This is a genomic window from Mahella australiensis 50-1 BON (assembly GCF_000213255.1).
Taxonomy (GTDB): domain Bacteria; phylum Bacillota; class Clostridia; order Mahellales; family Mahellaceae; genus Mahella; species Mahella australiensis.
This window is the reverse complement of the sequence record NC_015520.1, coordinates 1906526-1930011: the sequence shown is the minus strand read 5'-3', so window position 1 is coordinate 1930011 and position 23486 is coordinate 1906526. Positions and strand designations below refer to the sequence as shown.

Sequence of the window (23486 nt, the reverse complement as noted above, 5' to 3'; positions counted from 1 at the left end):
TAATCAAAGAATTATATGAAGGTGGATGGTGATAAGGTGATAAGGAATGAGGCTGCCGTAAAAACCGGTACGCGTAACAAAAATAAAAGCAATAATCTGCGCCTGGGTACGCGTTCACTCCATTTAATGCTGTTTCCCGGCCTTATTATATTGTTTATATATGCTTATCTTCCAATGATAGGCATAGTGATAGCTTTTCAAAATTTTAATGTTGGTTTGGGCATCAGGGCGTTTTGGGAATCCGAATGGGTTGGGTTATACCACTTCAGAAGATTATTTAGCAGCCCTGACTTTACGCGCGCTTTGCGCAACACGCTTTTCATTGCTTCGGGCAAAATAGTAGTGGGTTTTTTTGTTCCTATAGTTGTGGCGCTTTTGCTCAACGAGGTCAGAGTAAGTTGGTATAAACGCACCATACAAACGGTGGTTTACCTGCCGCATTTTTTGTCCTGGGTGATAATGGCCGGTGTGTTGAAAGAAATACTTGCTCCCGATGGCATGCTGAATAATATGTTGGCGCAGTTGTTTGGCTTGCAGCCGAAGTTTTGGCTGGGGGACAAGCAGCTCTTTCCCTGGCTTATGATAATTACCGACACGCTTAAAGAATTCGGATTCGGGACGGTTATATATTTGGCGGCTATCACGGGTATAGACCCTTCTTTATATGAAGCGGCTGTGGTGGACGGCGCCAACAGATTTCAGCAAACCATACATGTGACCATACCGGGCATGATGCCTATAATAGTTTTATCCCTGGTACTGTCTTTGGGTAACGTGTTAAACGCCGGGTTTGATCAAATATTCAATTTGTACAGCGTACCGGTTTACGAAACCGGCGATATAATAGATACGCTGGTTTACAGGATAAGCATGCTTGGTGGACAGTACGACTTCGGTACGGCTGTGGGATTATTTAAATCGGTCGTTTCAATGATACTGATATCTATATCGTACTGGTTGGCAGATAGATTTGCCGGTTATCAGGTATTTTAGTGAGAAGGTGTGTAAAAGTTGGAAACAGGTAACAGATTTTATCTCAATACCCCTGGTTATAAGGTGTTTACAATATTCAACTATATAATTTTATTTTTGGCGGCTGCCGTATGTATTGTACCGCTGTTAAATGTTCTGGCTATATCGCTCAGCAGTCCGGCGAGGGCTACGGCGGGTGAAGTATGGCTGTGGCCTAAGGAATTTACATGGCAGGCATATCAGTACGTGCTGCAATCAGGTGATTTTTGGAGAGCTATGTTTGTATCTATAGAAAGAACGGTACTGGGTACTGCCATAAGCGTTGTATTGACCATATTATGCGCTTATCCTCTGTCAAAGAGTAAAGAAGAATTCAAGGCTCGCCAGACGTATGTGTGGATTTTTTTCTTTACGATGCTCTTTAGCGGTGGATTGGTACCGACTTTCCTGGTGGTTTACTATACAGGGCTTTTGGATACCATATGGGCGCTGGTCATACCTGGTGCGGTAAATACATGGAACATTATATTGATGCTCAATTTCTTTAGGGGTTTGCCTAAGGAATTGGAGGAAGCAGCATTTTTAGATGGTGCGGGCCACTGGGAAATATTGTGGAGGATCGTTGTGCCGCTATCCAAACCGGCTATAGCCACTATAACTTTATTTACCATAGTCGGGCACTGGAATTCATGGTTCGACGGCATGCTCTATATGCAGAAATCCTACCATTATCCTTTGCAGACATATCTCCAGTCCCTCCTTACCATAGATGTATCGAGGTTTTTAACCACCGAACAGCAAAACATTATGTCTAAGCTGTCACCAAAAACCATAAGATCCGCCCAGGTATTTATAACGGCCATACCCGTTTTATGCATATACCCGTTCCTGCAGAAGTACTTTACCACAGGATTGGTGCTGGGAAGTGTGAAAGGTTGATATATTATTAGGATTGTAAAGAAAGTTCTATAGATGTATAGGCTTATAGCTGATAAGATTAAGACAATAAATTTATGTGAGTTGATCATTATGAAGTGGGAATTATGAGGTATGGTAGCACATAATCAGGATTATAGAAACCGAAGTAATACTGTGGGGATCTGGTGATGCCTTTACTTCTAATATTTTTTAACTTTAATAGAGTCTAAAAGGAGGGTATTTATATGTTGCTTACTGTTAAGGATATAGCAAAAATGATAGATCATTCCTTGCTTAAACCTGAATTAACGATAAAAGATGTCATAGAAGGTTGTAATGTAGCGAAACTATACGACGTAGCAGCGGTATGCGTGAGACCGTGTGATGTGAAACTCGCTAAAGAACAGCTTGAGGGAAGTAGTATTAAAATTGCTGCGGTCATAGGTTTTCCTCATGGTTCCAATAAGACCGATATAAAGGTTTTTGAAGCAAATACAGCTATAGATGAAGGGGCAACGGAATTGGACATGGTACTCAACATAGGGCGATTACGTTCACTGGACTTTGAATATGTTGAACATGATATACGTGCTGTAACGGATGCTGCCCATGCGCGAAATGCCATAGTAAAGGTAATATTGGAGAACTGCTATCTAACTGATGAACTTAAAGAGCAGGCGTGCCGTATAGCGGAAAGAGCTGGTGCAGATTATGTCAAGACATCTACCGGTTATGGCAGCGGCGGTGCTACATTAGATGATGTCCGACTCATGAAGCGTACGGTTACCCAAAATGTTAGAATCAAGGCTGCTGGAGGGATACGCACATTGGATGCATTGTTGGCATTTAAAAAAGCGGGGGTTGAAAGAATCGGTGCTACTGCTACGAGCGTTATAATGGAAGAAGCTATAAGACGCCAGAATAATGGGACTTTAGAATATTAAGGAGGGTTCTATGAATAGATCGTTTATGGGAAATCAAGGTGATACGAGCAGTAATATCTACTATATAGCAACCGATGGTGATGACGGTAATCCTGGGACAATCAACAAACCATGGGCTACCATTCAACATGCTGCTTCAATATTAAAAAAAGGTGATACTGCTTATATACGCGGAGGGGTATACAAGGTTAATTCTCCAGTAGTGCCTAAGAATTCAGGCACTGAGCAAGCTTATATTATTTATAGCGGCTATAATGATGAAAAAGTTGTAATAGACGCGAGTAGCTTTGACAGCGATGCCAGTTCGTTCTCAATAGATATGGGAGTTTTTGAACTTGATGATGTAGCGTATATATGTATAAAAAATATAAAAATTGCTAACTCCCATGCTAAAGGTATCCATATAAAAAATTCTAATAATATAGAGGTTGTCCATTGTACTACAGAAAATACATTTGCCTGCGGCATTGCTATGTGGGATACCGATACAGACGCACAGCATTGCAATAACAATAGGATTATAGGTAATACGGTAATAAAAGCCAATACATGGGATATGATACCAAAAGGTATGAAACGTGGCAATGAGCCGCCTCATGAAGCGATTAGCATAGCGGGTGCATCAAATTTTGAAGTAGCATATAATCATGTATATAACTGTGATAAAGAAGGCATTGATGTTAAAGAGGTCAGCAGATATGGTAGGGTACATCACAATTATATACATAATGTCGATCGTCAGGGACTTTATGCGGACTCATGGTTTGGTAAATTAACGGATGTGGAATTTGATCATAACGTTGTTACTGAGTGTCGAGGCGCCGGTATGGCTATATCTGTAGAGGGCGGTCAAATATTAGTTGATGTCCGAATACATCATAATTTGATTTATAACAACTATGGGACCGGTATATTATTTGGCAGATGGGGAGGCGATGGGCCCAGGAAGAATGTAAATATATACAATAATATTATAGTCCATAATGGGTATGGCTATCCTGGACATAAAGAGCTATTTTGGATTACAGGAGGCATATATTTATTTTCTGCTAATTTAAATGATGTGCATATATCCAATAATGTCGTAGGCGATAATAGAGCATTTCAAATAGGCTACTCCGATCTATACTTAGAGGAAGGCAAAGACATAGAGACTATTTTTAGAGAAAAAGGAATCGATATAAAGCACAATCTTATTTACGACAGAAACGATATAGAATATCCTATATATGTCGGCTGGACTGGTAATTTCGCCTATGTATATCCATATAACGGTATAAGTTTTGTTGAATGGCCTCTTGAATTTGCAGACGAGGCAAAAGGTAATTTCTATCTAAAACCGCCATCGTTGGCTATAAATAATGATGACCTTGGTAGCGAGCGATTATAACGATGCTGATGGTTCTAAGACTGACATAGGCACATTTTTCTTTACAGAAAAGGCGTTTAGGGCACAACTGATATGGAAATTGCAGTGATAAATTTGAACAGGATAAAGTTACATTTATAAAAGTAAAGATAGTACGAGAAATGTAAAGAAAGTATTGTAGAAAGATAACTTGTACTAATTTATAATAAAAATAAGCCGAGGTGTAAATAGATACGCACTGTAACAAAACATATAGTATCTCAGCTATTCTACAAGTTAATGCATTACCTATAAGAAGAGTTAAGTTAAGGGGGCTTAGTAGATGAGTATTAATTTAAAATTGAAACAAGGATTATGTGCTAAGGTTATGGTGTTTGTCATGCTTATTTGCATGTGTATGCCGATAACGCCTCAAGATGCGTTTGCTCAAGGTGGAGGAGTTGTAGAAGATTTCAATGATAATACTTTAACCGGGTGGTGGAGCGATGCTAATTATAAGCTAACCGAGGCTAATGGGGAATTAAAGATCGAGGCTAATAAGGCCAATAATTCCTGGGCTTCCTTTACATACTCATTTGAATCTATAGATATATCTCAGAAACCATATGTGAGTATTAAAGTTCGATCGGATTTCGACTTTAGGCTAAGTTTTTCAGTTTGGGATAGTGCTGATCACTATGCTTACAGTGATGTTACTAATGAATATGAAGTGGTATCATCGAAGTATTTTAAAATCTATACATTCAATTTTAGCAATGTAAAAGATGTGGACCTAACCAAAATAAAGAAGCTCAATTTTGTATTTAACCCTGATAACCCTAGTTGCAGTGGCACAGCTTTTTTTGATGATTTGAAAATAGGTGCCGATGCTTTATTGGTGCCTAATGTAACCAGTATCTCAAATCAGCAGACATATATAAATGCGCCCGAGCAAACAGTCAATGTATGGGGCATAAAAAACGCCATAGATCCAAATGCGGCCGTTGAGCTAACTGCTTCAAGTTCTAACACCTCTCTCATACCTACTCCCACAATTATTAGCAATGGGGACGGTACGGCAGTATTAAAATATAAACCAACATCGGATAAGATTGGTAGCAGCACTATCAAAATTACAGCTACATCGTCTAAGTGTACGGATGTTGAAGAGGTTTTATTCGATGTTTCAGTAGAAGGCAACAATCCACCTCAGATTATTTCAATACCGGATCAGATAGTCAAAAAAGGGGAATATGCCGGCGTGGATTTAAAAGGTATAGACGATGGGAATCCTAATGCCAGGCAGAATATAGATATAAGCGCTACAGTGTCTAATGCTGAAGCTATAAAAGACCTTTCGGTTAATTATACCTCAGATGACAGATATGGTTCTTTGAGATTTTTGCCGGAGGCTGTAGGTAATTATACCATTACACTTACGTTAAAAGATAACGGCGGGACCATTGCCGAGGGTAAGGATACATTTCAGACGACTTTTAATGTGAGTATTTATGAAGAGGTTAATAAAGCTCCTCAAATGGGAAATATTAAAGACGTTGCAGTGCTTCAAGACTGCGGCGAACAGACTGTGTCGTTAACCGGTATAGATGACGGTGATGACGGCGTTATACAAAACCTTAGCTTTCAAGCTGTAAGCTCTAATCCTACTGTTGTACCTAACCCTTCAGTGGAGTATATGCAAGGAAACGCATATGCTGTGCTAGAGTTCAAACCAACTGCCGGACAGATCGGGGAAACTAACATTACGCTAAAATTGAGCGATGATGGTGGGAGGTCTAATAACAATGGTGATGCTTTTACAGAAAAAACATTCAAGATCACTGTTAGAGCAAAACCGATAACAGGATTTGAAGATGATTTTAATGATGGTGTCACAGACCCCCGTTGGCTCAATTCCGGTGAAGGCTGCCACTTCTGTAGCGAAGAGAATGGAGCACTTAATATATATATTGATAAAACTATAACCAACAACGTATGGGCTGGACTATGGTTTTCTATTCCGGAAGAACTGGATCTCAGCCAGTATCCATATATAAGTATCAGAATGAAGACGGATAAACCCGGGACGAAAATGCTGGTTTTTTTATGGGATGCTTATGATCATTACAATACTGCCGGCACCGTTCAGCAAGTAGTCACAGATGAGTATGTTGAATACTACTTTGATTTTACAGGTAAGGATTTACAGGGAGATGGACAGAAGGTTGATTTTTCAAGGATTAAAGCCTTACTTTTTAATTTTGCTCCGGGTGAAATGTTTACAGGCACATTTTATTTCGATGATCTGCGGGTGGGAAGCAAAGCCCACAGACCGTTGACTGTACCTGCCTGCACAATTGATCCGGTTGCCGATTATGCACTTAAAATCAATAGCGATGCCATTGACGTCAATTTAACAGGTATTTCAGATGGAATTGGTCATAACGATAACGTATCATTAAAAGCCACTAGTGCTGATACTAATTTAATACCTGATCCACAAATAAGCGAGATAGTAGGTGGTAAAGCATCTCTTAGGTTGATACCTTGCCGCGGAGTGACTGGAAGTACTACTATAACATTAACCGTTTCAGCGAGTGGGTCAGATAGTAAGAGCATCTCATTCAAGGTGGATGTATTAGACGTATCTGGGCCTGATTCTGTAAATGTTGACATAAATACTTCTGAAACATATCAAAAGATAGATGGCTTTGGCGCTTTCCTGGGTGCCGGTAAGATAGATAGAGAAAAAATAGATCTTATGATACCATGGGTAAACGATATAGGCTTGACCGTTGCCAGATTTGGCGGTGGAGGCCATTTTGAATGGATTAACGATAATAGCAATCCGGCCATTACTGACTATGGCTCCTTTAACCTCGATGATTTATCGTTGGAATTAATGAGAGAACTGAAGGATAAATCCAGTATAGATAAATTCGTTCTCACGGTATGGAGCCCTCCTTACTGGATGAAACGCAATAAAAGCATGGTAGCGAACAGCTGGGCTACCAATAATGTGCTGGAACCGAGGTATTACAGAGAATACGCTGAAGAATTGGTTGGTATGATAAAAACAATAAAAGCAGAAACCGGTATTGATTTGTACGCTATAAGCTTACAAAATGAACCCGAATTCAATGAACCGTATGATTCGGCAGTATTATTGTGGAATGAGTATAAGGAGCTAATAAAAGTAGTAGGGCCACTCTTTGAGCAAGAGGGCATAAAAACAAAAATATTTATGCCTGAAGTTTTGCCTGCACAGGGCCATGTATATGATTATATAAATTCTATAGCTTCTGATCCACAGGCCGGGAAATATGTTGATATAATCGCTATCCATAATTATGACGAAGACGGCATACACGTAGGAGGGGCAGGCGCCAAAACATGGAGCGATATATACAATTGGGCTCAAATGGGCAAGCAAAGGGTTACATGGATGTCCGAGACTTCGGGCCATATAAATAATATCGATGGAGCTATGACGCTGGCAGGAAATATATATAACGCCATCAGGTATGGAAATATAAGTTCATGGATCTGGTGGTCATTTATGGATTCTGGAGACGGTAGTACCGGGGCCTATGGGTTGATTCTGAACAATAAACCATCATTACTTTACGGTGTTTCTAAGCAGTTTTATAAGTTTATAAAGCCAGGAGCTATGCGCGTGGAAGCTATATCTTCAAACGATAATATATTGACTTTAGCTTTCAAAGACGATCACAGCAATAAATTAAGCGTGGTTGTAATAAATAAAGACAGCGTTTCCCATTCCGTAAAAATCGATGGCGATAATTTGCCGGCCGGTTTTATGAGCTATATGACGTCAAATCACAGGATATGCACTAGAATGGAAGATATTACTAGAGATCTTGTGGTACCTCCCAATAGTGTGACCACATTATATGGAGACTACACGAATAGCGATTATAAAGCGCCGTCCGTACCTACTGGGCTGAAGGTTACGGAAAAGACGGACACTACGATTACCCTTTCGTGGCAGCCTTCGATAGATAATACAGGAATTAAAAGCTATGATATTTATGTGGGAGATATAAAAATGAATACATCGGATATAACCAATACAACTTTTAAAATAACGGGGCTTTCTCCGAATACGCAATATAAACTTTCTGTGGCTGCAAGGGATGCTGCAGGCAATATATCAGCTAGGAGCGAATTTATAACAGCATTTACCACAAACGCATCTAATGGTGAGGATGATGAGGCACGAGATAAGCTTCTTAAATCTTTAGGCTTTTTTGTGGGCAAAGTAACGCGATCATTTTCTGATACTGAATCAAATATTGAGTCGGTGGATTTATCTCGGTATATCGATACCAAAGGAAAAACTATAACAAGTATGACCGGTGAGCTTTTATGGGATTATGACAATGGTATTATGAAGATTGACACGCCTAATACACAAGGCGCAACTGGTTTTTTGAACAAAGTCAAAGCTATCGATCTTGGCGATATAGTTATAGAATCAGGCAATGATTATGCTACTATTGTAGCAGTTTCTCTCGATAATAAGCCGCTAAAATCATCTAAAAGAATAATGATACAGGCTATGACCGAGGACAAATTCTATGGAGCAGAAACCGTGAACGGTAAAATTACAAGCCTTGGGAGCATTCCTTTAAACGTAAAAAATATTAATGCCAAGGTGACTTTCAAAGGCAAAAGCCAGATTCATAGGGTTATTACTTTAGATGAAAACGGTTATGAAAAAAGCGAGCTTAAAGTTAAAAAAGATATGAGCGGTACTACTATTACATTAGCCTCCGACGCTATATTCACAGTGGCTCTGGATACTGGACATAGTAAGGATAAAAAGCCTTATTCTGCGACAGGCAACTATATTTGGTGGGAAGGTGAATCGCCCATAGAGACAAACTACCCCGAACACTCTGATTTCGATATAAGCACGGAAGGTGAATGGGAGCTTCTCTCCGGAGACAACTGGCTTACCAGTGATGGAGAAAGAGCCGCTGGCCAAGATCCTTATTTTGCTAAATATCAATTGGAAGTACCGGCTGATGGAGAATATAATTTTTGGGTAAGAAAGTTTTGGAAACATGGTCCATTTAGATGGCGTTTTGACAATCAAGAGTGGAATTATGTTGGCAGTGATGTTTCATTGGCCGACAATGTTGACTTGAGAACGTTTATTTGCGCAAACTGGGTCAATATAGGCAAAGTGAACTTAACTGCCGGGACGCACGTTTTTGAATTCGAGCTTACGGCGGCGGAGGGTGAAAGCACCGTATCAGGCTTCGACTGTTTCATGCTTACACCGGATCTATTTGTTCCCAGAGGTGAGCTTAAACCTGGGGAAAAAACCGGTAATCACGAGGAAGGTTACTTTGCTTTTGAACCTGATATTGATCCCTTCAAGGAGGCATGGATGGATCTTCGCAATCTTAATGAAGCGGTTGCCGGCCAATCTGGTTATGTAAAGCGTGATGGAGATGGGTTTGTGCTTGGCGATGGTACACCGGTCAGGTTCTGGGCAGTGAATGCCACAATGTATCAAGACCATGAAACCATAGATTATATGGCAAGGCGTCTTGCCAAATATGGTGTCAATATGGTGCGTGTACACGGTGCCCTGTTTGATGAGGATAATGTCGACCTATCGGTTATTGATAAAGAAAAACTAGATAAGCTGCATTATTTTGTATCAGCGATGAAGAAGGAAGGTATATATACCAATATAAGCTTCTATTTTCCTCTGTGGATAAATGTCAGACCTGAGTATGGCTTGGAGGGATATGAGACCATTAGCAACAAGCATCCTTTTGCATTGCTTCAGTTCGATCCCGAATTTCAGAAAATATATAAAAATTGGGCACGGACTATTTTCAAAACAGTAAACCCCTATACCGGAGTTTCGCTTGCGGAAGACCCGGCAGTAGCTATAATAGAAATTCAGAATGAGGATAGTTATTTCTTCTGGACTTTTGGAAGAAATAATATACCTGAGATACAAATAAATAAACTTGAAACTCGCTTTGCCACTTGGCTTATAAAGAAGTACGGCTCTTTAGATGCAGCTTTAGCCGCATGGGGAGATGGAAGTGCTCAGCCTCTGGATAATATTGCTGAAGGCAGAATGGAACTTAAAGATGCTTGGTTTATGACTAAAGATGGTTGCGGCACAGGTGCATTTAAAAATCGTATGAGTGATCAGGTGCGGTTTCTTACAGAAATGCAAAAGGGCTTTTATAATAATATGGTGTCTTTTTTCAAAAATGAAATAGGCACGCAAAGCATGATAAGCTGTAGTAACTGGACTACTGCGGACCCAGTGACTTTAGACGCACTTGAACGTTATACTTACACAGAGGGCGATGTAATCGACCGCCATGGATACTTTGAGTGCGATCATAAAGGTGAGGCTGCTAGTTATTCGGTAAGGGTCGGCGATACTTATAAGGATATTTCCGTGATGACCAATCCGGCCTCTTGTATAACGCAGATAGTGCAAGTCGCGGGTTACCCCCATATGATTACCGAGACCGCGTGGACTAATCCCAACAAATATCATGGAGAATCAGTACCCATGTGGGCATGTTACGGGGCTCTCCAAGGGATGGATGCCATTCATCTGTTTGCTGTCAATACCGCTGACTGGGAGACAAGTGTGCAAAAATGGCCAGTGATGGTGCCGTCTGTGCTAGGACAGTTCCCAGCCTTTGCCTTGATGTACAGGCGCGGAGATTTGCAAGAAGCGCCTGAGGTATTGAAGGTTACTCATTCGATGGAAGAGCTTTATAACTTTCAAGGGTCACCAATATACGAAAATCAGGCTCTGGACCTTTTAAGGCAGCCCGAAGTGTCTGGTGAATCTCCCGTAGTTGAAATGCGTGATAAACCTGAAGTTAAAAATAGATGAGATTTGGATGGATAGCATGTTATCCACTTTAATTGTCTGGTGAAGCTATATAGCTTCACCAGACAATTAAAGTGATTTGAACTGTGGTGAAGGTTATTAAAGAGGAGGGCATCTTAATTTGTTGTTGCTAATTGTAGTGATCAGGAAAATACTTAACAACAAATGGTTGGTAGCATGCCTGACACTTGGACTTATATTAGCAGTGGCATTGGTAAGCAGCGTACCTATTTATAGCGGCGGCGTTCTACAAAAAATGCTTACCAGTGAATTGGAGTCATATCAAGCTTCTTCTAATAAATATCCAGGAGATTATCAAGTAGTCGTTTCATTCAAGCCGGATATTGGGGAGATTGAAAAAAAGGATGTTTATCAACGTTTAAATAGATATATCACTAAAAAAATAGTGTCCGATTTGGGGTTGGCGCCTCAAGTATTTGTAACCAATGCTTCTTCAGATGTATATAAGTTAGAACCTGCGAACCCGTCAAAAGCAGATCCTTCTATTAAGCGGTTTGCCAGATTGCAAAGTTTGAGCGACATAGAAGAACATATAAAAATTGTAGATGGCAGGTTACCATCCAAGGATGTTTATAATGGGATATATGAGGTTTTAGCTACTGAAGCCGCGATGAGAAAATTGGACGTAGTACTTGGTGAAACCTTTATAATGGACTTTCCAGGATCAGATAAAAACATCCCTGATATTCCTATTAAAGTAAAACTAGTAGGTGTGTTTGCACCTAAATACCAGCGTGACCTTTATTGGTTTAAAAATATATCCAGTTATAGCGATAGTTTATTGCTCGATCATCAGCTATTTGTCAAAGAATTTATTGAGCATAATAAATTAGTTGTTAAAAATATAGAATGGTATTATGCTTTAGATTATCATAAAATTAAGGTTCAGAACATAGGGTCGCTGATAAAGGCTCACAATAGAATCAACAAGGAGCTGAATGAGCTATATAAAGGGTTTAATGTTAATGCACCTATGATTGGTATTGTGAGCAAATACAGTGTTCAAGCGAATCGAATATCAACATTACTATGGGCATTAAATATGCCTGTACTGCTATTATTGTGCTTTTATTTGCTCATGGTATCTTCTATGGTTATAGATAATGATAGGGGAGAAATGGCGGTTCTTAACAGCCGAGGAGCAGATCGCATCCAGGTGATGAGCGAATATATTGTAGAGGGGGCACTGTTATCTGTTTTTGCTGTTATTATTGCTCCTGTGGTTGGCCTCGTTTCAGCCCGCATGATGGGTATGTCCGGCGGCTTTTTAGAGTTTGTAAATAGAAAGGCCCTGCCCGTTACTTTAAGCCGTAGTGCCTATCAGTTAAGCATAATAGCTGCCATCATATTTTTAATAGCACTGTTAACTTTATCCTATACCATATCTAAAACTACTATTATAAGCTTTAAAACGCAGTTGGCAAGAAGGAACAATGTACCATGGTGGAAAAGATGGTACGTAGATTTTATTTTGCTTCTTTTAGCTGTATACTGCTTATATTTATTTAATCAGCAGCAGCAGATAATAATGAGATTGGGCAACGTGATGGGGCTACAGTCAAATCAACTCTTGTTTGTGGCCTCTACTATTTTTATATTGGGTGCAGGCCTTTTCATCTTACGTATCTACCCTTTATTACTAAACATAATTTATAAATTAGGCATGAAATGGTGGCCGTCCTTTTTATATGCGGCTTTAATTCGGGTTAGTAGGTCGATGACAAGCTATCAGTTTATTATGATTTTTCTCATATTAACAATTAGCACCGGCATCTTCGGTGCTAATACGGCCAGGACGCTCAATCGAAATATTGAGGATGAAATATATTATCATATAGGATGTGATGTGGCCCTAAGGCCTATATGGGATAACGATGCTCCTGCTGTAAGCGCACCTCCTCAGCTTCACTTGGACTTGCCCTCCCAGGTATCTAATGCGGAAAAGAGAGAAGAACTAACTCAGGAACAGGCTGTTCACTATTTCGAGCCTCCATTTGTTGTTTACCAGAGTTTGAATGGTGTGGAACACGCTGCGAAGGTCTTTATAAAGGATATGGTGGATGTGGATGTTGCAGGCAAAAGAGGAAGCGGGGTGCAGTTGATAGCCATTGAACCTTATGAATTTGGCCAAGTGTTGTGGTTTCGGTCAGACCTATTATGGCCGCATCATATAAATGAATACCTGAATTTATTATCGTATGAACCTAGCGCTATACTAGTATCCAGATCCTTCAGCGACGAATACGGCGTTGAAAAAGGAGATACTTTGAGAATGAGCTGGCGAGGGGTGGAAGGAGCGAATTTTATCGTATATGAAATAGTAGACTACTGGCCCGGTTGGGATCCCCACAAAGGCCTGGCTTATCACTCAATCAGCGATGAAGGCAAGAAAAACCCCATGCTTATAGTGGCTAACTTACCATATATACAAAATCATTTGGCGTTGGAACCCTATGAGGTATGGTTGAAAATGAAAACGGCTGCCGCCAGCCAGGCCCTTTACGAAGATATAAAGGATAAAGGCATTGCGATTTCAGACATACGGGATGCTAATCAGGAAATAATAAAAAGTAAGAAAGAACCGTCTCAAATGGGCGTAAACGGTGCTTTAACGTTGGGCTTCATTATATCATTGATTATAACATTCCTCGGCTTTTTAATATATTGCCTGTTATTTATGCGCAACAGACTCTTTGAATTCGGTGTATTCCGTGCCATGGGCATGCCGCTTATTCAAATAGTCGGTATGGTTATATTTGAACAATTGTTGACATCGGGAGCGTCCTTGATAATTGGAATATCGGTTGGCAATATAGCCAGTAGATTATTTATACCGATTTTACAAACAGTTTATGGGAATCACATACCACCGTTTCAAGTTATAGCTGATGTAAATGATTATTTAAAAGTTTATTTTGCTATGGGAGTAATTTTACTAGCAGGTTTTGTTGTAATGTGGCGTACGTTAAAAGGTGTAAAGATAGGGCAAGCAATAAAAATGGGCGAAGAGTAAAGAAAGGATAATGGATGTAATAATTGTGCTGTAGACCAACTACCTTTAAGGAATATATAATTTTAGATGAGAAATGAAAGCAGTTAATTTAGAAATATTATTAGGGAGCTTTGAATTTATCAAGCTGTCAAGATATAATGTAAAGGGGGAGGAAAGCTTGGGGAAAAGGTGGAGTTTAATCCTTTTTAGTGTACTTATTTCAATAGGGCTTGTTTTGCCCATATCCTCTTATGCTCAAAAAGGGAGTGGGGATGAAGGAGAGCAAAAAGCACTTATATTTGATCTTATGGAAAGATCGAATAGTTACGCTGCTTATAGTGAGAAATATAAAACGCAACGACAGCCAGATGTAAATATAGTTATACCCGCTACCGAATATTCTCTTGCTTATGATGCGCAGTTAAGAACTCTTAGAGATTTCGAAGGTGCATCAATGCCTGTGCTGCAGTGGAACGATACGGGTTTTGTGGAATGGAATATAGATATTCCTCAAACAGGTATTTACAATATAGCAATAAAATATTTCCCTATAGAAGGCAAAAGCTCCAGCATTGAAAGAGAACTTTTAATAGACGGAGAAAGGCCATTTAATGAGTGTCGTACACTATCGTTTTCCAGGGTATGGAGAGATAAGGTAGAGGGGAATGAATTTAGTAAGGATAATCGAGGAAATGATATAAGGCCTGGTCAGGTAGAAAATCCGATGTGGCAAGAGATCGTATTGAGCGATACGGAAGGCCTATATGATGAACCATTTAAGTTTTATCTTACTCAAGGGGTACATAAACTTAGATTAAATTCTATAAAGGAACCTATGGCGATCGAATATATAAAAGTATTTCAATACGAACAGCCTTTACCCTATGCCGAAGTAGCTGCTGATTATGATGGGAAAATAGTCAAACAAAGTAAAGGTCAATTTATAAAAATACAGGGAGAAAATGTGTATCTAAAGTCCGATCCTACCTTGTATCCCTTTATGGATCGCTCAAATCCATTAAATGAACCTTATGACCCTGCTAAAATACGCCTGAATGTAATAGGAGGATATAATTGGAGAATTAATGGCCAATGGATTACATGGAAGTTTAATGTGACCGAAGATGGGTTGTATAAAGTGGGCATAAAATTCAGGCAAAACTATATGGATGGTTTACCGTCGAATAGAAAAATAAAAATAGATGGCAAAGTACCGTTTGAAGAATTAAATAACATAGAATTTACCTATGATTCTCAATGGCAACTTAAAGTATTGGGAGAAAATAATAGCACGCCTTATTTGCTTTATCTGCCCAAAGGCGAGCATACGCTCACCATGCAAGTATGCATGGGAGCCACCGCAAAACCTATTAGAGAAGTTCAGCAATGTGCCATAGATTTGACTCAACTGTATAGTAAAATAGTCATGCTTACGGGGGTAAATCCTGATCCTTACAGGGACTATCAACTGGATAAAAGAATAAAAGAGCTTATACCCACTTTGACAGAGAATGCGCGCATTATAAGAAACGAAATAGAAGGGTTAAAGAAAACATATGGCTTTGAATCTAGCAGCCAAACAGCCACGCTGCAGACTGTAGCCATACAATTAGAAACCTTTGCTAAAAAACCGGAAACGATATCAAAAGGTCTTACTAACTTTAAGGATAATCTTTCATCACTTTCATCTTGGAGCTTGACGGTTAAGGAGCAGCCATTGGATATTGATTATATAATCCTTGCTTCTCCTGACAGTGCTCTACCATCGGTTAAACCATCACTATGGACAAGAGCTGCAGGAACTGCTCGTTCGTTATTAGCTTCTTTCACTGAAAACTATGAAGGGGTGGGCAGCATATATAACGATGCTGATGCCATAAATGTATGGGCTTTACTGGGCAGAGACCAGGCGGATACCTTGAAAGCTATAATAGAAGACGATTTTACTCCTAAAACCGGTATTAAAGTAAATCTGGATATGCTTCAGCGAGAAGAGGTGCTGCTCTACTCGGTAGCATCTGGAGAATCTCCTGATGTGGCATTGAATGTGTCCCGTACATTGCCCGTGGATTATGGAGTAAGAAACGCTCTAGTTCCATTGAATACAATGCCTCAATTCGATGAGGTTAAATCACAATTTACCCCTGCGTCATTGATACCATATACTTATGATGGCAAAGTATTTGCGCTGCCTCAGACACAGGATTTCCCAATGCTGTTTTACAGAAAAGATATATTGAGTGAATTAAAAATGAGTGTACCTGAAACATGGGAAGATGTTTATGAATCTATAGGGATATTGGAAGAGCATAATCTTGAATTCGGCCCCGGCATTACTGCTTCTCCTCCTGGAGGTGCGGCGCCGATGACTGGGTTGGATGCATTTAATGCCTTCCTGCTGCAAAATGGCGGTAAATATTATACGGATGATTATAAGCGGTCGGCTCTAGATACACCTGAAGGGATAAGAGCCTTTGAAGATTGGACCAACTTATATTTGCTTTACGGTCTTCCGATGTATTTTGATTTTTATAATAGATTCAGGACAGGAGAAATGCCCATAGGGATAGCCAGCTACACTATGTATAATCAGCTTTCAGTAGCTGCACCTGAGATAAAAGGCTTATGGGATATTTCCACTTTACCTGGTACTCGTATGCCTGATGGAACAATAGATAAGACTATAAGCGGGGGAGGCACGGCATGCGTGTTACTGAAAAACAGTGATAAAAAGGAAAAAGGCTGGGAATTCATTAAATGGTGGATGAGCGCTGATGTACAGACGCGCTATGGCAGAGAATTAGAAGCCATATTAGGTCCGGCAGCCAGGTATAATACTGCTAATATTAAAGCTGTAGAACGTTTGCCATGGTCGAGCAGCGATTATCAAAAACTCATGAAGCAGTGGAACTATTTAAAAGAAATACCTATAATTCCTGGCAGCTATTACACATCACGCCATTTGGATAATGCCTTTAGAGAGGTAGTAGTTAATGGAGAGCTTCCTAGAGAAGCCTTAACTAAATACGTGAAAGAGATAAATAAGGAGATAAGGAAAAAGCGTGAGGAATTTGGGCTGGATTAATCATGGGCATATAGAAAGGTAAGGTAATGGAATGAGCAGTACTAATATAAGCGTTGAAAATGGGATTAATGCTGGTTTACCTTATAAATTAAGAAAAACGTGGCAAGAGGTAAAAAAGAATAGGGAATCTTATTATCTCATGGCACCTTATATGATATTGTTTATATTATTTGTAGTATTACCTGTAATAGTATCAGTTGTGCTAAGCTTTAGCTATTATAATATTATAGAACCTCCAAAGTTTATAGGTTGGTCAAACTATAAACTGCTGCTGTTAGATGATGATGTATTTTTGATAGCACTTAAAAACACCTTTAAGTTTGCTATTATAACAGGACCGGTAAGCTACTTTGCTTGCTTGCTTTTTGCGTGGTTTATAAATGAGCTTAAACCTCTGTTAAGGTCGTTTGCTACTTTGCTGTTTTATGCGCCTTCTATAGCAGGAAATGTTTTCTTCATATGGTCCTATATATTTTCAGGGGATGCCTATGGTTTGGTAAATGGCGTGCTTATGAGTTTGGGCCTTATCGATAAGCCGGTATTATGGTTACAGGACCCAAATATAAATCTTTACATAATAATGTTAGTCCAGTTATGGATGAGCCTGGGGACCAGTTTTTTGGCTTTTATAGCAGGCCTTCAGGGTGTAGATAAGACGTTGTATGAAGCCGGAGCTATAGATGGTATACGAAATCGCTGGCAGGAACTATATCATATAACGCTACCCGCTATGAAACCGCAGCTCATATTTGGTGCTATAATGCAGGTAACCGCTACTTTTGCCGTTAGCGATGTATGTAGCCAGCTTGCCGGCTTTCCAAGCCCACTATATTCCGCTCATACCATCGTGTTGCACATGATGGATTATGGCAGTATACGTTATGAAATGGGCTATGCTTCAGCAGTAGCCGTTATATTGTTTTTAATAACGGTGACAATAAATCAATTAGTAAGGCATTTCCTTAAACCCGATTAATAAAAGATAAGTTAGAGGTTAAAAGAAAGGGGAGCTTTTTGTATGGGAGTAAAATCTTATAGATCTACAGGCGGCAACATTCTTATCACATTGATATTGGCAGCCGTAGCCGTATTTATGGCATTACCGCTAGTCTATACAATTACGATGGCTTTTAAGCCATTAGATGAGCTGTTTTTATTTCCTCCTCGCTTTTTTGTGCGTCGGCCTACTTTTAAGAATTTTACAGATTTGTTTTCCTTAATGGGGAATTCATATGTCCCTTTTAGCAGATATATATTTAATAGTTTATTCATCAGCATTGTAGGTACGGTAGGTCATGTGCTCCTAGCCTCTATGGCTGCGTATCCGTTGGCTAAGCATAGGTTTCCAGGCAGTAATCTGCTTTTTAATATAATAGTTTTCTCTTTAATGTTTTCAGCATATGTTACCAATATTCCGCGCTTTATGGTTTTATCCGGGCTTGGTTGGCTGAACGATTATAAAGCACTTATTTTTCCCATGATGTCTAGTACGCTTGGACTTTACCTTATGAGGCAATTCATGGAACAAATTCCCGATAGTTTATTGGAATCAGCTAAAGTGGACGGAGCCAACGAGCTTACTACGTGGTGGCGTATAGTCATGCCGATGGTTAAACCTGCATGGCTTACGCTGACCCTTTTAGCGTTCAAGGATTTCTGGAACGATTCAAACTCGCCGGCACTATATATTCATACCGAATCTTTAAAGACATTGCCTCTTGCATTGTCATATGTCCAGGCTGGAGGCTTAGCGAGGGCTGGCGCATCTGCCGCAGTGGGCTTGTTGATGATGCTTCCTCCCATACTTATATTTATACTTACCCAGAGCAACGTTATAGAAACCATGAAAACGTCGGGATTGAAAGAATAGGGAGGTAAGGCGATATAATGAGTAAAATTAATGGATATATTTTAGCTATAAGTATAGTATTATTGATATTATTAAATGGCTCTGTCAGTGCTTACGCGGCACCGCCATATCCTACCTATACTTATGATAATGCCTTGGAAGCAGCACCATCTCCGGCAGGCTACCTACCTCACGACGTATTGATAGGGGCTGACTTTGGAATTGAAGCGTTTAATGCACCGCAGGATATTTGTATTGCGCCTGATGGCGAAATTTATATCGCTGATACCGGGAATAATAGAATTATAGTACTGAATTCACAATTAAAATTACAAAAAATCATAAAAGGATTTATAAATCTTGGCAAGCAGGATAACTTTAAATTGCCGGAAGGTGTATATGTCAACGACGAGGAAATATATGTAGCAGATACCCAAAACGGAAGGATTATAATATTGGATAAAAAGGGCAATCTGATAAAAATTATTGGTAAACCGGTATCTGATATAATTCCAAGTGATTTTGCTTACAAACCACAAAAGGTCGTGGCAGATAAAGCCGGTAGAATATATGTGGTAGCCAGCGGCGTAGTAGAAGGTATACTGCAGTTTACTCCGGATGGACAGTTTAACAGATTCTTTGGCAGCAATCGCGTTAAAGCAAATCCTGTAGAGCTTTTATGGAGGCGCATACTTACCAGAGAACAGGTGGCACAGCGTGAGCTATTCGTTCCAATAGAATATTCCAATCTTTATATTGATCATGATGGTTTTTTATATACATCTACACGAAATGCTACCGAGGATCAAATAAAAAGGCTTAATGCGGCAGGAGATAACATAATAAGACATAGCGAAAGATTGGGCAATCGTTACGGCGATATACTGCCGACTAATGAGCCATTTCAGTTTTTGGACATTTCTGTGGACACTGATGGCAATATATTTGCATTAGAAAATAGCAGCGGGCGCATCTATATATATAGTGCTCTTGGAGATATGCTTTTTGTTATCGGTGGACGCGGAGAGCAAAAAGGACTATTTGCTAATCCCGTAGCGCTCGAGCAGAAAAATGGGAAGATATTTGTCGTAGATGGGAGCAAAAATAGCTTAACCATTCTTAAAATTACTGACTTTGGCAATGATGTTCTAAAAGCTAATAGTTATTATATGCAAGGGAGATATGAAGACGCTTTGCAACCCTGGCAAAAAGTTTTAAAGCGGAATGCTAATTATGATTTAGCATATGTCGGTTTAGGAAATGCTTATTTAAAAGAAGAGAAATATGCTCAGGCCATGGATGTTTTCAAATTGGCTCGCTATAGAAAGGGTTATTCGGAGGCTTTGAAGGAATATAGAACGCAGGTATTAAGGGAAAATTTCTCTTTTATAATGACGTTGTTATGTTTCATTATAGCAGGTTTGTATGTCCTTAATAAGGTACTTCATAGACATGGGGTATATTTATCGAAAAGTATAAGGGAATATATGGGCAAAGACGGAACGATGAACACCGTATTATATGCCCTATACGTTATAATACATCCGTTTGACGGTTTTTGGGACTTAAAGCATTATAAAAAGAAAGCAGGAACTGCTTCTGTTATAATATTAACCTTGGCTGTTATAATATTTATGCTCCGTATGGCATTGACGAGCTTTCTATTTAATTCTACAGTACCGGAAGAAATGAATATATTAACCCAAATTACAGTGATATTACTGCCATTAACAGCTTGGGTGGTGATAAATTGGAGCATAAGCACATTGATGGATGGAGAGGCCACTATGAAACATATATGGATAAGCAGTTGCTATGCTCTTACCCCGCTTATACTGCTTTATTCATTTCAAATAATACTGAGCAATTTTATAACCATAGAAGAAGGAACGTTTTATTATTTTATAGATGCTGTAGCCATTATATGGACACTGGCTTTGACAATTATAGGTAATATGACGGTGCAGGATTATACGATGGGTAAAACAGTAACAGTTTCGTGCTTTAGCGTATTTGGGATATTGGCGGTAATATTCCTTGGCATGGTGTTTTTCAGCGCATTGCAGCAACTTATCAAGTTTATAACCACGTTATATCTAGAAATAAAGTACATGGTGTTGTAAGGGGGAAATGACAGTGTTCAGAAAAATTTTTATAGTTGGCTTCTGTTTGGCGCTGGTTTTAAATGTAACTTTTATGTGGCCATTAAAGATCAAGGCGGATAATGTTGATATACCTGGCTATGACATGATAACCGAAAATGCAAATTTTGAAATGTATTTTAACCAAGAGAATGCTGATGTAGCCATAAAGGACAAAATGTCGGGCTATATGTGGAATACGATACCACCTGAGTGGGAAAAAGATTTTTCCAAGGGCTTTGCTAAAAATAATCTGGCATCTCATATAATGATATCCACTTTCGATAATAAGGGGAGAAGCGAGGAATACAACAGTTATTCCTCGTGTGTAAAAAAGAAAACGTTCCAATATAAAAAAATTGAAGATGGAATCAGGGTAAATTATGTGTTTAAACAACAGGGTATAAGCATTGCTATAGAATTTAGATTGACAAAGAATGGTATGGACGTGAAAATACCAGTTAATTCGATAAAAGATCGACAAGATTTTGGTCAAAAAAAGATAAAGGATCAGCAAACTAAGTCAAGTAATACTGTGGCTCAAATGCCCGCGGAAGAAGATATAATTCAATTAAACCAGATAAAAGTATTGCCTTTTTTTGGTGCGGCAGCAAAATCAAGCGACGGTTACATACTTATACCCGACGGAAGCGGTGCACTTATAAGATTTGACGATAACTTCGGAAACTATGCTGAAATATCTAAGCCGGTATACGGATGGGACAAAGCCATAGAACAAAGAGAAATGCCACCTCTAGAGGAAACGTTTAGGTTACCGGTATTTGGGATAAAGAAAGATAACACTGCCGTATTGGGTATAATAGATGGAGGAGATGCAGCCTCTGCTATAAATGCCGGTATAGCAGGGAATCTATGTGGATATTTTAGAACATATCCTGCTTTTATATATAGGGATATCAATAAATTTATGTTATTTGAGGGCGGTATGCAGACAGGTGAAACAACTACATCTCTCGGAGGCATAAGCGAGAGGTTTGTTTATAAAATGTCTCCGGTTTCACTGAGTACTGATATAACAGTACATTATTATCTATTGAAGTATGATAATGCCAGCTATTCTGGCATGGCAAATACATACAGACAATATTTGGTCAATGAAAAAAAGATTAGAATAGCACCAATTCCCGATGATATGTATTTTGCCCTTTCGTTGATAGGTGGGGTTCAAAAAAGGAAGATTGTATGGGGAATACCTCGCACAGTGATGGAACCATTAACGACATTTAAACAAGCACGTATAATAATCGAGGAACTTAAAAAGAGGGGTATAAATGATATAAGTGTTAGATATATGGGAATTAATAGCGGCGGGTATAAGTATAAAATCACCGATCAAATAAGGCCTGCTGGTGAATTGGGCGGGACAAGGGGATTGAAGGATCTCATACATTATACAGTAGAAAATAATATAGCGCTATTTCCGAATGGTGAGTTTCTAGAGATTTATAAGGAGGGAAACGGGTTTTCGGGAAGTAAAGATGCTGTAAGACTAGCTAATAATGCAGTTGCTTTTCAATGGCAATGGGATATAGTAAGTGGCCGAAGAGAACCTGGTAGCGAGGGATATTTTCTTCTTTCCCCTGCAAGATTACCTAATATTAGTGGAGAATTTAAGGACAGTTTACAGCGGTTTGATTTAGTGAATGTAGCTGTGGATTCAATAGGAGATATGATATATTCTCAATATAAGAAGAACGAGTTAGCCTTTAGAGATAAAGTAAAAACAAAATGGGAAGATGTGTTGGGTAACCTTGCTAAACAAATGAACAGGGTTATTGTAACCGGGGGCAACGCTTATACATTGCCATATATTACCGAAGTATGGAATGCTCCCCTCGATACTAGCGAATTTCTTATAGAAACTGAACAAGTACCGTTTTATGAAATGGTAGTTCATGGATTGATACCTTATACCGCTCCACCATCAAATTTAAGGCATGACCAGAGCGATGAGTTTTTAAAAATGGTGGAGTACGGTGCAATTCCGCATTATCAGTGGATTTATGAACAATCCTCAGTCTTGAAGCGTACTGATTACGACGATCTATTTAGTATGTGTTACCATGACTGGGTGGATAATGCAGTAAAAGAATATAACGAAGTGAAAAAACTATACAAAGGCACATATGACAAAAGGATAATAAGCCATGAAAAACTTCACGAGGGCATATACAGGACGATTTATGAAGGCGATATTTCGGTTGTAGTTAACTATACGGGTGAGGACTATATTGTTAATGCTCGTGTGGTAAAAGCTCATAATTATATTGTGCAAGGGGTGGAATAAA

Annotated in this window: 11 protein-coding genes; all 11 read left to right on the top strand. The window is 39.3% G+C overall.

Features of this window, described 5'->3' with window-relative positions:
• The first annotated feature begins 36 nt into the window (after nucleotides 1-36).
• The 11 genes from MAHAU_RS09000 (at nucleotide 37) to MAHAU_RS08950 (ending at nucleotide 23485) form a co-directional block, all read left to right on the top strand.
• Nucleotides 37-993: an ABC transporter permease gene (locus tag MAHAU_RS09000; protein ID WP_013781416.1), complete on the top strand. Its 957-nt coding sequence runs from the start codon at nucleotides 37-39 to the stop codon at nucleotides 991-993.
• A gap of 18 nt (nucleotides 994-1011) precedes the next feature.
• Nucleotides 1012-1911, top strand: coding sequence for a carbohydrate ABC transporter permease (locus tag MAHAU_RS08995; RefSeq protein ID WP_013781415.1), 900 nt, complete (start codon nucleotides 1012-1014; stop codon nucleotides 1909-1911).
• A 224-nt stretch (nucleotides 1912-2135) separates the two neighbouring features.
• Nucleotides 2136-2834, top strand: coding sequence for a deoxyribose-phosphate aldolase (gene deoC, locus MAHAU_RS08990; RefSeq protein ID WP_013781414.1), 699 nt, complete (start codon nucleotides 2136-2138; stop codon nucleotides 2832-2834).
• 10 nt (nucleotides 2835-2844) lie between these two features.
• The gene (locus tag MAHAU_RS08985) at nucleotides 2845-4224 is read left to right on the top strand and encodes a right-handed parallel beta-helix repeat-containing protein (protein WP_013781413.1); all 1380 of its coding nucleotides are present in this window, start codon (nucleotides 2845-2847) and stop codon (nucleotides 4222-4224) included.
• Between the two features lie 301 nt (nucleotides 4225-4525).
• Entirely contained in the window at nucleotides 4526-11092 is a 6567-nt protein-coding gene (locus MAHAU_RS15080) for a fibronectin type III domain-containing protein (protein WP_013781412.1), read from the top strand.
• Nucleotides 11093-11210: 118 nt separating this feature from the next.
• On the top strand, nucleotides 11211-14123 hold the full coding sequence (locus MAHAU_RS08975; protein WP_013781411.1) for an ABC transporter permease: 2913 nt from the start codon (nucleotides 11211-11213) through the stop codon (nucleotides 14121-14123).
• Nucleotides 14124-14280: 157 nt separating this feature from the next.
• Complete coding sequence (locus MAHAU_RS08970) at nucleotides 14281-17187, top strand: extracellular solute-binding protein (protein WP_041644521.1); 2907 nt, start codon at nucleotides 14281-14283, stop codon at nucleotides 17185-17187.
• Between the two features lie 31 nt (nucleotides 17188-17218).
• Complete coding sequence (locus MAHAU_RS08965) at nucleotides 17219-18163, top strand: carbohydrate ABC transporter permease (RefSeq protein ID WP_013781409.1); 945 nt, start codon at nucleotides 17219-17221, stop codon at nucleotides 18161-18163.
• Between the two features lie 42 nt (nucleotides 18164-18205).
• The gene (locus MAHAU_RS08960; protein ID WP_013781408.1) at nucleotides 18206-19057 is read left to right on the top strand and encodes a carbohydrate ABC transporter permease; all 852 of its coding nucleotides are present in this window, start codon (nucleotides 18206-18208) and stop codon (nucleotides 19055-19057) included.
• A 17-nt stretch (nucleotides 19058-19074) separates the two neighbouring features.
• Complete coding sequence (locus MAHAU_RS08955; protein ID WP_013781407.1) at nucleotides 19075-21159, top strand: YIP1 family protein; 2085 nt, start codon at nucleotides 19075-19077, stop codon at nucleotides 21157-21159.
• Between the two features lie 13 nt (nucleotides 21160-21172).
• Complete coding sequence (locus MAHAU_RS08950) at nucleotides 21173-23485, top strand: DUF5696 domain-containing protein (RefSeq protein ID WP_013781406.1); 2313 nt, start codon at nucleotides 21173-21175, stop codon at nucleotides 23483-23485.
• Nucleotide 23486 lies beyond the last annotated feature (1 nt).

Bases quoted from the DNA above. Each gene is read 5' to 3' on its own strand.
- deoC (WP_013781414.1), top strand. From the start codon at position 2,136: ATGTTGCTTACTGTTAAGGATATAGCAAAAATGATAGATCATTCCTTG.
- MAHAU_RS08985 (WP_013781413.1), top strand. From the start codon at position 2,845: ATGAATAGATCGTTTATGGGAAATCAAGGTGATACGAGCAGTAATATC.
- MAHAU_RS15080 (WP_013781412.1), top strand. From the start codon at position 4,526: ATGAGTATTAATTTAAAATTGAAACAAGGATTATGTGCTAAGGTTATG.
- MAHAU_RS08965 (WP_013781409.1), top strand. From the start codon at position 17,219: ATGAGCAGTACTAATATAAGCGTTGAAAATGGGATTAATGCTGGTTTA.
- MAHAU_RS08960 (WP_013781408.1), top strand. From the start codon at position 18,206: ATGGGAGTAAAATCTTATAGATCTACAGGCGGCAACATTCTTATCACA.
- MAHAU_RS08955 (WP_013781407.1), top strand. From the start codon at position 19,075: ATGAGTAAAATTAATGGATATATTTTAGCTATAAGTATAGTATTATTG.